The sequence below is a fragment of the Providencia sp. PROV116 genome (assembly GCF_028482485.1).
GTDB lineage: Bacteria > Pseudomonadota > Gammaproteobacteria > Enterobacterales > Enterobacteriaceae > Providencia > Providencia rettgeri.
Genome location: NZ_JAMPQO010000009.1, coordinates 23,466 through 35,729 on the forward strand (window position 1 = coordinate 23,466; position 12,264 = coordinate 35,729).

At 41.2% G+C, this 12,264-nt stretch carries 10 protein-coding genes; 9 read left to right on the forward strand and 1 reads right to left on the reverse strand.

Features of this window, described 5'->3' with window-relative positions:
- Positions 1-64 precede the first annotated feature (64 nt).
- From apt to PSE72_RS06980, 9 genes are all read left to right on the forward strand, one after another.
- Positions 65-616, forward strand: a complete 552-nt coding sequence (apt, locus tag PSE72_RS06940) for an adenine phosphoribosyltransferase (RefSeq protein WP_115168259.1) — start codon at positions 65-67, stop codon at positions 614-616.
- Positions 617-728: 112 nt separating this feature from the next.
- Positions 729-2,672 carry a DNA polymerase III subunit gamma/tau gene (dnaX, locus tag PSE72_RS06945; protein ID WP_198641377.1) on the forward strand — a complete coding sequence of 648 codons (1,944 nt, stop codon included), beginning with the start codon at positions 729-731 and terminating at the stop codon, positions 2,670-2,672.
- Positions 2,673-2,720: 48 nt separating this feature from the next.
- Entirely contained in the window at positions 2,721-3,050 is a 330-nt protein-coding gene (locus PSE72_RS06950) for a YbaB/EbfC family nucleoid-associated protein (RefSeq protein WP_004260403.1), read from the forward strand.
- Positions 3,050-3,649 (forward strand): recombination mediator RecR, encoded by a 600-nt coding sequence (recR, locus tag PSE72_RS06955; protein WP_115166800.1) that lies wholly within the window; start codon positions 3,050-3,052, stop codon positions 3,647-3,649. Before PSE72_RS06950 ends, recR begins: the two co-directional genes overlap by 1 nt.
- Positions 3,650-4,142: 493 nt before the next feature.
- Positions 4,143-6,011 carry a molecular chaperone HtpG gene (htpG, locus tag PSE72_RS06960; RefSeq protein WP_198641581.1) on the forward strand — a complete coding sequence of 623 codons (1,869 nt, stop codon included), beginning with the start codon at positions 4,143-4,145 and terminating at the stop codon, positions 6,009-6,011.
- A 192-nt stretch (positions 6,012-6,203) separates the two neighbouring features.
- Positions 6,204-6,848: an adenylate kinase gene (gene adk, locus PSE72_RS06965; protein WP_004913624.1), complete on the forward strand. Its 645-nt coding sequence runs from the start codon at positions 6,204-6,206 to the stop codon at positions 6,846-6,848.
- Between the two features lie 181 nt (positions 6,849-7,029).
- Positions 7,030-7,995, forward strand: coding sequence for a ferrochelatase (gene hemH / locus PSE72_RS06970; RefSeq protein ID WP_115166803.1), 966 nt, complete (start codon positions 7,030-7,032; stop codon positions 7,993-7,995).
- A 123-nt stretch (positions 7,996-8,118) separates the two neighbouring features.
- Positions 8,119-9,237 (forward strand): LPS O-antigen length regulator Wzz(fepE), encoded by a 1,119-nt coding sequence (gene wzz(fepE) / locus PSE72_RS06975; protein ID WP_004913617.1) that lies wholly within the window; start codon positions 8,119-8,121, stop codon positions 9,235-9,237.
- 106 nt (positions 9,238-9,343) lie between these two features.
- Entirely contained in the window at positions 9,344-10,657 is a 1,314-nt protein-coding gene (locus tag PSE72_RS06980) for an inosine/guanosine kinase (RefSeq protein WP_004913614.1), read from the forward strand.
- 339 nt (positions 10,658-10,996) lie between these two features.
- On the opposite strand, the gene eutH is transcribed toward PSE72_RS06980, so the two are convergent.
- A complete protein-coding gene (gene eutH / locus PSE72_RS06985; protein ID WP_110732207.1) occupies positions 10,997-12,247 on the reverse strand; it encodes an ethanolamine utilization protein EutH in 1,251 nt (416 codons plus the stop codon).
- Positions 12,248-12,264: the final 17 nt, after the last annotated feature.

A 12,264-nucleotide genomic window follows, 5' to 3' on the forward strand; every position in this document is an offset into this window, starting at 1 on the left:
TATTGCATTTTTATGGTACTTTACATAGATTCTACACTTTCGTGTTTACTACATGGCTTTTATTATGACCGCTAAAGAGCAACAACTGCAATTGATTAAAGAAAGTATCGCATCTATCCAAGATTATCCAATCGAAGGTGTGATTTTTCGTGACATTACCACTTTATTAAATAACCCTGCTGCATACCAAGCAACAATTGATATGTTAGTCGAACATTATCAAAATAAAGGCGTCACTAAAATTGTAGGAACTGAAGCACGTGGTTTTCTATTCGGTGCTCCAGTCGCATTACGTTTAGGCGTAGGTTTTGTCCCTGTACGTAAAAAAGGGAAATTACCACGTGAAGTATTAAGTATGACTTACGACCTTGAATATGGTACGGATACACTTGAAATCCATAAAGACAGCATCAACCCTGACGATAACGTCTTAGTTGTTGATGATCTACTCGCGACAGGCGGTACAGTGGAAGCAACGGTGAAAATGATCAAACAGCTTGGTGCTAATGTTGTGGATGCGGCATTTATCATCAGCTTACCTGACCTTGGCGGCGTTGAGCGTCTACAAAAAGAAGGTGTTTCTTCGTATAGCCTTGTTGAGTTCCCAGGCCACTAATCTTTATTTTCCCTCTATTTTTATCACAGCCTCGCTGTATAGGTTGAGGCTGTGGTAGCATGGTACTATGATTATATATATTCACGTACCATGTTAAATGACAGTGGAATCCATGAGCTATCAGGTACTTGCCCGTAAGTGGCGCCCCCAAAAATTTTCAGACGTTGTTGGTCAACAGCACGTTTTGACTGCACTCGCTAATGGGCTAACGCATCAGCGGCTTCATCATGCCTATCTTTTCTCCGGTACACGTGGCGTAGGAAAAACGACGATTGCTCGCCTGTTTGCCAAAGGCCTTAATTGCGAAACAGGGATTACTGCATCGCCTTGTGGGCAATGCGCCAACTGCCTTGAAATAGAGCAAGGGCGATTTGTCGATTTAATTGAAATTGACGCAGCCTCTCGTACTAAAGTCGAAGACACTCGTGAATTATTAGACAATGTCCAATATGCACCGGCACGTGGGCGCTTCAAAGTTTATTTAATTGACGAAGTACACATGTTGTCTCGTCATAGTTTCAATGCGTTATTAAAAACGCTTGAAGAACCACCTGAACATGTGAAGTTTTTGTTGGCGACGACTGACCCGCAAAAACTCCCTGTGACTATTTTGTCCCGCTGCTTGCAGTTCCATCTAAAAGCGTTAGATGTCACGCAAATCAGTGAGCAACTTGAACTCATCCTGAATGCAGAAAATATTGAACATGATCAACGTGCTCGTCAGTTGATAGCAAGAGCGGCAGATGGCAGTTTGCGTGATGCATTAAGCTTAACTGACCAAGCCATTGCGATGGGGCAAGGGAAAGTCACGGCTGATATCGTTAGCCAAATGCTAGGAACTCTTGATGACGAACAGCCATTAGCCATTATTGAAGCACTAGTACGTGCCGATAGCATGGCGGTGATGGAACAGGTAGAGCAAGCTGCTAGTCGCGGTGCAGATTGGGAAAACTTGCTGGTGGAAATTCTGTCGCAATTACACCGTATCGCAATGATCCAACTGCTTCCAGCTGAGCAAGAAACAGACCCATCTTCGACAGAGGGGCGGTTACGGCAGGTTGCAAGAGTAATTTCCCCTGCAGATCTCCAATTGTTTTACCAAACGTTATTAGTCGGAAGAAAAGAACTTCCCTATGCCCCTGAGCGGCGTATGGGGGTTGAAATGGCACTATTACGTGCATTAGCTTTTCATCCTAAAAATGTGATTGCTGAAATTGAAGCTCCGCCACAGGTTATCCCGCAAGCCGCTGTTCAATCAGCACCGTCTGCGGCATCAAATATGTCGCAAAGGGTGCCTCCGACACAAGTACGAGCGGAAAATCTGCCAGACAATAGCCCAACATTACAGTTATTGAAGGCGAGGCAGGCGTTACAATCTCCCCAAAGTGAGGATCCTAGCCCAAAAAAGGCTAAACCGGTGATGCCTGAAAGGGCTAAGCCGGCGGCATCAGCACTGGAAAGGCTGGCCGCCGTGACCAGCAAACATCAACAAAATGTGGAAAATAGAGCGGCTCGGGCAGCAAAACCACAAAAACCAAAGCAGTACCAGTGGAAACCGCAAAATGAAGAGTCGATGGCTCCAAAAGAAGCGGTAACAACGCCAAGCGGAATCAAAGAGGCGTTGGAATATGAAAAAACGCCTGAATTAGCCGTTAAAATTATTGAAGAAGGGCGAATTCGGGATAGCTGGTCAGGGAAAATCGCAAAATTAAATATTCCCAAACTGGTTGAACAATTAGCTTTGAATTCATATATAGAAGAATTAAGTGATTCGCAAATTATTTTACATTTGCGCTCAGCTCAGAAGCACCTCGATAAACCATCGGCCCACAAAGTGTTGGAAGAAGCTCTGAGTGAACAATATGGTCGTACTGTTGAACTGAAAATCGTTCATGATGATAATAGCGAGGTGAAAACCCCGTTAGAATGGCGACAGGCGATTTATGAAGAAAAACTGGCACAAGCGCGCCAGTCTATTATTGCGGATAAAACGATTCAAAAACTGCGCTCAATGTTTGATGCGCAATTAGATGAAGAGAGTATTCGCCCCGTTTAACGCTACAGTCTCATTATTAAGCTGTAGCCTCAGTTGTGAGAGATAACTATGTTTGGTAAAGGTGGATTGGGTAACCTGATGAAACAGGCCCAACAAATGCAAGATAAAATGCAAAAAGTTCAGGAAGAAATCGCTCAACTAGAAGCTACAGGCGAATCTGGTGCAGGGTTAGTTAAAGTGACGATTAATGGCTCACATAACTGTCGCCGTGTTGAGATTGACCCTAGCTTGCTCGAAGACGACAAAGAAATGTTAGAAGATTTGATTGCAGCGGCATTTAATGATGCTGCACGTCGTATCGAAGAAACTCAAAAAGAAAAAATGGCAAGTGTTTCTAGTGGTATGCAATTACCACCAGGCTTTAAGATGCCATTCTAATGCAAACAAGTCCGCTTCTTGAATCGTTGATGGAAGCTCTGCGCTGTCTCCCAGGGGTTGGCCCCAAGTCAGCGCAGCGAATGGCTTTTCATCTTTTACAGCGTGACCGAAGTGGGGGAATGCGTTTAGCGCAATCGCTCACTCGAGCCATGTCTGAAATAGGTCATTGCCGTGATTGCAGAACATTTACCGAACAAGATATCTGTAATATTTGCGATAACCCACGTCGTCAACAAAATGGTTTGATTTGTATTGTTGAAAGTCCAGCAGATATCTATGCAATAGAACAAACCGGGCAATTTTCCGGGCGTTATTTTGTCCTTATGGGGCATTTGTCCCCACTTGATGGAATCGGCCCAATGGATATCGGCCTTGATAGGCTCGAAGAGCGTTTGGCGTCCGAGACTATCACTGAAGTGATTTTAGCAACCAACCCAACGGTTGAAGGAGAAGCGACGGCAAACTATATTGGGCAAATGTGTGCTCAATATGGGGTGGCGGCGAGCCGAATTGCGCACGGTGTGCCAGTGGGTGGGGAGTTAGAGTTAGTCGATAGTACGACGTTGTCTCATTCGCTCTCCGGCCGTTCTCGATTGTAATATCCTCGTCATACTTTGCACTGTAGCGTTGTTGTCTTCATGCGTTAACCCTAGTCACATACTGGTGTATGCTCCTAGGGATTAACGTATTTGACGCCTAGCTACAGCACAAATTATTTAGAGGATGATATTGATTTCGTTTTTCTAAAATCCCCCTACAGAATTCAGTTACTAATTTGAGCCGTAGGGGGCTGGGCTCGGTGACTTGGTTCTCATACTAGTATGCTCCTAGGAATTAACGCATTTGATGCCTAGCTACAGCACAAATTATTTAGAGGACATGATTGGAGATGAGTAAAATTATTCCTTTCATTAACTACCTTTAAAATGATTGCGGTTGTTATTATTTTCTTTCTAATCATTGGCTTTTGAGTTTGATCTGCTAAATTTTTTATCCCTTTCGCTTGAATTTCTGTTTTTCGCCCCCAACTAATCTGCATCGATAAGTCAAACCTATCCAATTAGATTGATGAAATAGAGGCGATTAATGAGTATGAAAGGACAGGAAACGCGTGGTTTCCAATCAGAAGTTAAACAACTCCTCCAATTAATGATCCACTCTCTTTATTCGAATAAAGAGATTTTCTTACGTGAATTGATCTCCAACGCATCAGATGCAGCAGATAAACTGCGTTTTCGAGCATTATCTAAACCAGAATTGTATGAAAACGATGGTGAGCTGCGTGTGCGTATTAGTGCCGATAAAGATCAAGGTACATTGACCATCAGTGATAACGGTATCGGTATGAGCCGTGAAGAGGTGATTGAAAATCTTGGGACTATCGCTAAATCAGGGACAAAAGCATTCTTAGAGTCATTAGGTAGCGACCAAGTCAAAGACAGCCAAATGATTGGTCAATTTGGTGTCGGCTTCTATTCCGCATTTATAGTGGCCGATAAAGTGACGGTACGTAGTCGTGCGGCGGGTGCTCCTGCCGATGAAGGTGTGTTCTGGGAATCTGCTGGTGAAGGTGAATATACCATCGCTGATATTGAAAAAGCGGAGCGCGGCACTGAAATTACCTTGCATTTACGTGATGATGAAAAAGAATATCTCGATAACTGGCGTCTACGCTCAGTGATTAGCAAATATTCTGATCATATTGCTTTACCCGTTGAAATCGAAGAAAAAAATGAAGAAGACGGTACGGTAACTTGGGAAAAAATAAACCAAGCGAAAGCATTATGGACTCGCAGTAAATCTGAAATTTCAGACGAAGAATATGCAGAATTCTATAAACATATCTCCCATGACTATGCAGACCCGCTGACATGGACACATAACCGCGTAGAAGGTAAGCAAGAATATACTAGCTTGCTGTATGTGCCGTCTAAAGCCCCGTTTGATCTATGGAATCGTGACCAACAGCATGGTTTGAAACTCTATGTTCAACGCGTATTTATTATGGATGACGCGGAACAGTTCATGCCGAATTACCTGCGCTTTATTCGTGGGGTGCTGGATTCCAATGATTTACCGTTGAACGTTTCGCGGGAAATACTGCAAGATAGCGCATTAACTCGTAGTTTACGCAGCGCATTAACCAAACGTGTTCTGCAAATGTTGGAAAAACTGGCCAAGTCTGATGCAGAAAAATACCTAACTTTCTGGCAACAATTTGGTTTAGTGATGAAAGAAGGTCCTGCAGAGGATATGGCAAATAGCGAAACTATTGCTAAACTTCTGCGTTTTGCGACGACTCATACCGATAGCAGTGTACAGAACGTCTCTCTAGAAGAGTATGTTAGCCGCATGGTTGAAGGCCAAGATAAAATTTACTATATCACTGCAGACAGCTATGCAGCGGCAAAAGGTAGCCCACACCTTGAGTTATTCCGTAAAAAAGGTATTGAAGTCTTGCTGTTATCTGACCGTATTGACGAATGGATGATGAACTATCTGTCTGAATTCGACGGTAAACAGTTCCAATCCGTAAGTAAAGCAGACGAGTCATTAGATAAGCTAGCGGATGAAAACAAAGCGGAACAAGAGGAAGCGGATAAGCAATTAGAGCCATTTGTTGAACGCGTTAAGTCATTCCTTGGTGAGCGCGTTAAAGACGTTAAACTCACGCATCGCTTAACGGATACGCCTGCCATTGTCACAACAGACGTGGATGAAATGAGTACACAAATGGCGAAACTGTTTGCAGCAGCCGGGCAAGCCGCACCAGAAGTAAAATATAACTTCGAATTGAACCCAACGCATCCATTGGTGAAAAAAGCTGCAGAAGTGTCAGATGAATCCGTGTTTGCTGATTGGGTGGATGTCTTGTTGGATCAAGCATTGTTAGCCGAACGTGGCACATTGGAAGATCCAAACCTATTTATACGTAAAATCAATGAATTACTTTTAAAGTAATTTAATTTGATATTTTCGATATTGAGCATAAACCACGCTTTTGCTTGTGCTTTAGCGTGGTTTTTTTCTTTTGCGAAAAAAGATAAATGCGAAATCGTTTACGTGTGTTCTTGAGTAAAGCAGCATGCTAATGGTATGGTAGCTTGTTTTCTTTTCAAATTATAAAAATCTAAATAGCAAGGGGTTTACGCAATGCGTATCATTCTGCTTGGCGCTCCAGGCGCTGGTAAGGGCACTCAAGCTCAATTTATTATGGAAAAGTTTGGGATCCCTCAAATTTCAACAGGTGACATGTTACGTGCCGCTGTTAAATCAGGGAGCGAACTCGGCTTACAAGCTAAAGAGCTGATGGATAACGGTAAATTAGTTACTGATGAATTAGTTATCGCATTAGTTAAAGAGCGTATCAAACAAGATGACTGCCGCAATGGCTTCTTGTTGGATGGGTTCCCTCGTACAATCCCACAAGCGGATGCGATGAAAGAAGCGGGCATCACTGTTGATAACGTACTGGAGTTTGATGTACCAGACGAAATCATTGTTGAGCGTATTATTGGCCGTCGTGTACATGCACCATCAGGCCGTGTTTATCACATCAACTTTAACCCACCAAAGGTTGAAGGCAAAGACGATGTAACAGGTGAAGAACTAACCATCCGTAAAGATGACCAAGAAGACACCGTACGTAAGCGTCTGGTTGAATATCATGCATTAACTGCACCTTTAATTGCGTATTACCAAAATGAAGCTAAACAAGGGAACACCAAGTACTTCAAATTAGATGGTACACGTAAAGTGTCTGAAGTTAGTGAAGAACTGGCGAAAATTTTAGGTTAATATTTGTACTAACTATGCTTTGTGTTGCAGTAATTGTAACTGCAATTCGAATTATTTTAAGTATAAGGTATTATATGGAGGCAGCGATGATCGCTGCCTTTCTTTTTTATACCACTTGGTGACAAAAATCGTTAATTAACTGTGCTAAAGTTGGGAATAATTATCAATTAGGAGTTGTTTCATGTCAGAAAAAAAATACGGCATTTTGTTAGCAAACTTAGGAACCCCTGATGCCCCAACAACCTCAGCAGTGAAACGCTATTTGGCCGAATTTCTTAGTGATAAACGCGTTATTGATGTACCGCGCTTGATTTGGAAGCCGATTTTACATGGGGCGATTTTGCCTCTTCGCTCTTCTAAAGTGGCGAAGTTATATAAGTCTATTTGGTTAGAAGGTGGCTCACCATTACTGGTTTATTCTTTGCGTCAAAAACAAAAGTTAGCAGAGTTATTGCCTAATATTGCTGTAGAGATAGGCATGAGCTATGGTTCGCCTTCAATTAAAAGTGCGGTAGATAGTTTGCTAGACCAAGGTGTTACCGACTTAGTGGTTCTTCCACTGTATCCACAGTATTCCTGCACGACAACCGCAGCGGTTTATGATGCATTAACCCGAGCATTTGAAAGTAGACGTACCATCCCAAGCGTGCAATTCATTCGTAGCTATGCGACACATCCTGCTTATATTCAAGCTTTAGTGGCCTCGATAGAAGCAAGCTTTGCCCTGCATGGTGAACCCGATAGGCTAATATTGTCGTTCCATGGCATTCCACAGCGTTATTGCGATACAGGTGATATTTACCAGCAAGAGTGCGAAAAAACGGCAGAGGCACTCCGTGAGGCGTTGAATTACCCAAGCGATAAAGTCATGCTCACCTATCAGTCACGTTTTGGACGTGAGCCTTGGTTGATGCCTTACATGGATAAAACTATGCATGAATTACCCTCCCAAGGCGTAAAATCCGTTCAGGTCATTTGTCCAGGGTTTTCAGTTGATTGCCTAGAAACATTAGAAGAAATTAGCGAACAAAATAAAGAATTTTTTATGAGTAGTGGCGGTAATAAATATAATTACATACCGGCTTTAAATGATAATCCAAATAGCATTCATATGATTAATTCAATAATTCAAGATGTACTAAAATAACTAATTCAGCAAATTAATGAAGAAAAGTTTGCTTATCGATATATCAATAGGCTCATTATGGACTATAATCACTTATCTGAAATTATAAATGATTGAATAAATGTTATGTCTTTTGGAATTAATATGAGCAATAAGCAGCCCCCACAAGGTAATATAGAGCAGAAGCCGTCTTCTGCTCATCAATTTCATATACAACAAAACGATGAGATTGATTTAATGGCCTTGTTTTCCATTTTGTTAAAACATAAATTTTTGATTCTTATATTTACGATTGTTTGTATTGCGGTGAGTGTTGGTGTTGTTAAACTATTACCTCAAAAATGGAGCAGTACTGCTATTGTTATTCCCCCCGCATCTGAAGAGCTCAAAGAAGTTAATGCATTTAAAGCGCAATTGGATGTATTAGATGTTCCTGTTGATCTAAGTGCTCAACGTGTTTTTACTGCGTTTATTGACCAATATCGTTCGAAAGTTAATCAAGAAAGTTATGTGAGAAGTACTGAGTATTATCATAACCTTGCAGAGAAAATTGACCCAAAAGATGATGTTATCGCTCAGCAAAGGCTAGTGAATTCAATCATTTCAAATGATATTAAAATTCAAGATCTGTCAAAAGAAAAAAACAGTACTTCAAATGATATTGTTTTAAGCTTCACTGCTCCGTTGCCAACTGAAGCCCAAGATTTACTTGAAGGCTATATTCGTTATAGTGCATCGAAAGTAAGGCAACAGCTAAAAGTTGAAATCGATAATATGATTTCAGAGAAACTTATTTATGCCAGTGAGTCACTAAAACGCGAAGTCAGCAAAATTCAAACTGAATACGATGTTAAGGTTGAAAGACTTAAACGAGCTGTTGATATTGCAAAAGCCGCTGGAATTGAAAAACCGATCGCCAGCGAATCTGTTGCTATCAATGATGACCCTGATTACCCTATTGCGTTAGGGACTGAAGCTTTAGAGAAAAAATTACTGATTGAAACTCAAAATCGTGATTTAGCATTGATGAGCGAAAACCTACAAAACCGTAAGATTTATATTGATGATTTACAAGAGTTAACCAGTAAAGAGTTAGATTTTACGCCAGTTAAATTTATTTTAACGCCAGACTTACCATTGCATAAAGATTCGCCTAAATCAGCGTTAATTGTTGCGTTGAGCGCCATATTAGGTTTAATTTTGAGCTGTGCATTTGTGTTAAGTCGGGAGCTTTATCGCGATTATAAATATCAAAATCAGTAAAATTACCGCCAAATGACAAACAATGAAGCCAGTGCCTTCTTTGCAGGTGCTGGCTTTATTTTATCGTGTTAGAATAGGGCGATGTTCCATTGTTAATCTTCTAATTATGAAATTCCCCGGTCAGCGCAAATCAAAACACTATTTTCCTGTTAGTCTCAGAGATCCTTTATTACAGCCTTTAAAAGAAACCTTGGCAGATGATGAGAATTGTAAGTCCTATATCGTTGGTATCGACCAAACATTAGTCGATATTGAAGCGAAAGTGGATGACGATTTTATTCAGCGCTACCAGTTGAGTAAGGGGCATTCACTGGTTATTGAAGATGATGCCGCCGAAGCTTTGTATAAAGAGCTCACAGATAATGCATTGATTACTCATGAATTTGCAGGTGGAACGATTGGCAATACCTTGCACAATTATTCGGTATTAGCGGATGACAGGTCTGTTTTATTGGGCACAATGTGTAATAACATCCAAATTGGTAGCTATGCATATCGCTACCTGTGCCATACCTCAAGCCGCATGGATTTAAATTTTCTACAAGGTGTGGATGGGCCTATTGGGCGCTGTTTTACCTTGATCACTGAAAATGGCGAGCGAACTTTTGCTATCAGCCCTGGCCATATGAATCGCTTGCACCCAAATAGTATTCCAGAGGATATCATTGCGGGGGCTTCTGCGTTGGTTTTAACGGCTTATTTAGTCCGTTGTAAACCCGGAGAAACCATGCCTGATGCGACTATGCAGGCTATTGCGTATGCGAAAAAGCACAATGTTCCCGTTGTGTTGACGCTTGGAACAAAATTTGTCATCGCTCAAGACCCTCAATTCTGGCGTGATTTCTTAGCGGAACATATTTCAGTCGTTGCAATGAATGAGGACGAAGCGCAGGAACTGACAGGGCTGAGTGACCCATTACTCGCCTCTAATATGGCATTAGACTGGGTCGATTTAGTTTTATGTACAGCGGGCCCATCAGGCCTATATATGGCCGGCTACACCGAAGACGCTTATAAACGTACGACGCAGCACCCACTATTACCGGGTGCGATTGCAGAATTTAACTTATATGAATTTAGCCGAGCAATGCGCCAACAAGATTGCCAAGTTCCATTACGTATTTTCTCTCATATTGAGCCTTATATGGGCGGGCCTGAAAAAATTATGAACACGAATGGGGCGGGAGATGGGGCGTTATCGGCATTACTTCACGATATTACTGCCAATTCTTACCATCGTTCAAATGTACCGAATTCCAGTAAACATGAACGCCAATACTTAACATATTCCTCTTTAGCTCAAGTATGCAAATATGCTAACCGTGTGAGTTATCAAGTATTAACTCAGCATTCACCTCGTTTGAGTCGTGGCTTACCTGAAAAAGAAGATAGTTTAGAAGAGTCTTATTGGGAACGTTAAAGCGAAATAATTCTCATTTGAATTAATGATGTCAATTTTAAGGCACTTCAATATAATTGTTATTGAGGTGCTTTTTTTCGAACAATTATTCTGATGAATTGTTGTCACTAAATTTTATTAATTGAGGTGATTTTTTTACCTTCAAATTATATATCTATAAATAATGTAATGCTTAATGATGACTAATATAGATATTCATATGGTGAGTGTAATATTAATAATGGATGAGAGTTTGAGTTAATTTCAGACTAATAAATAAAAGCTGTATGCTACTTTAGGAGTATTCATATTTGGCATACAGCTAATTATTTTTAAATATATAAGTATGGTTAATGCTAATTAATGTTGTTTAGCAACAGTGAGCTCACTTTCTTCTTTAACTATTTCAGCTGCTTTTGCATCTTCAGCTTCATAACGCATCGCCTGTGGTACTGAGATTTTAATCGCAATAAATACCGCTAAGAAGCCGCCTACTAGTTTGCCCAGTAAAATAGGTAAAACGAGAGTAGGTTGGAAGTTGGCCGTGAAGGCAAGATGATCACCGATGGTCGCTTGTGCGCAAACACCAAATGCCACACATAATACCTTATCCCTCGCTCGCATTTCTTTGAATAAGTGATAAGTAGCGATAATGTTTGCCATAACCATAATAAAACCTAAAGAACCTGTATCACTCAGTTTTAAACGGTTACTTAATGCACGGACTAAAGGCTTGCAGTAGCGTTGGAACAGATAACAAATGGGGAATGTGCCCGCTAACATGATACCGATATAACCCGCAATTTCGATGGCACGGAATAGTTCATTTTGGTCAGCAAACAGTGGGTCAAAGCCCCATGCGCCGAAAACTTTGGTGAATACACCAGTAAAGTGTTCAACAATGGAAAATGCTAAGACTAATTTGACGAATGCATCCATAATTTTACCAAAAATCAGGAAGCCCGTTACCATTAACATCGGGCGATATTTTAGCCCTGCGGCTAATAAAAAACAGAATACAAACAACGGCATCAGGTATTGCAACATGGTAAAGAAATCTAAGGTTAATTGATGTGCCGCTGGTGAGTTCGTAGAAATAATGTCCCTTACAGGAATATTATTGAAGGTAATTAATAGCAGCGAAGCCAATACACCAAATGGTATGGAGATCAACCCTGCCATCGCACCAAGTGCAAGGTATTTATGATCTTTACGATTTAACATTGTTAACCCTACAGGGATCAGGTAAACAATAGTGGCTCCAGAGGTATAACCGATCAACATTGCGGTGATCCACATATCTCGATTAGTCGTTAGTGCATCGGCAAGTTGGTAGCCGCCCATATCAACGGCAATAATCGATAAGGCTGCAATAGAAACGTCTGAGCCGACAGAGGAAAAGACGGGTCCAAGAATGTAAGAGATTAATTGCGAGAGTAGCGGAACAGCAGCCATGATCCCGGCTTGAGCGAGAAATACGGGACCAATAGAAAAGATCCCATTAACAAACTCTTTTCCAAGCTCGCTGGCGGGTCTAACAATGGATGCGACAGCACCAATAATGGCGCCACACATAATTAAATAAATAATGTAATTTCCGAATTCAGCCATGGTAGGGTTTCCTTTTA

Excerpts from the sequence above, each read along its gene's own strand:
- recR (WP_115166800.1), top strand. The coding sequence starts at position 3,050 with ATGCAAACAAGTCCGCTTCTTGAATCGTTGATGGAAGCTCTGCGCTGT.
- apt (WP_115168259.1), top strand. The coding sequence starts at position 65 with ATGACCGCTAAAGAGCAACAACTGCAATTGATTAAAGAAAGTATCGCA.
- hemH (WP_115166803.1), top strand. The coding sequence starts at position 7,030 with ATGTCAGAAAAAAAATACGGCATTTTGTTAGCAAACTTAGGAACCCCT.
- htpG (WP_198641581.1), top strand. The coding sequence starts at position 4,143 with ATGAAAGGACAGGAAACGCGTGGTTTCCAATCAGAAGTTAAACAACTC.
- PSE72_RS06980 (WP_004913614.1), top strand. The coding sequence starts at position 9,344 with ATGAAATTCCCCGGTCAGCGCAAATCAAAACACTATTTTCCTGTTAGT.
- adk (WP_004913624.1), top strand. The coding sequence starts at position 6,204 with ATGCGTATCATTCTGCTTGGCGCTCCAGGCGCTGGTAAGGGCACTCAA.
- dnaX (WP_198641377.1), top strand. The coding sequence starts at position 729 with ATGAGCTATCAGGTACTTGCCCGTAAGTGGCGCCCCCAAAAATTTTCA.
- PSE72_RS06950 (WP_004260403.1), top strand. The coding sequence starts at position 2,721 with ATGTTTGGTAAAGGTGGATTGGGTAACCTGATGAAACAGGCCCAACAA.
- eutH (WP_110732207.1), bottom strand. The coding sequence starts at position 12,247 with ATGGCTGAATTCGGAAATTACATTATTTATTTAATTATGTGTGGCGCC.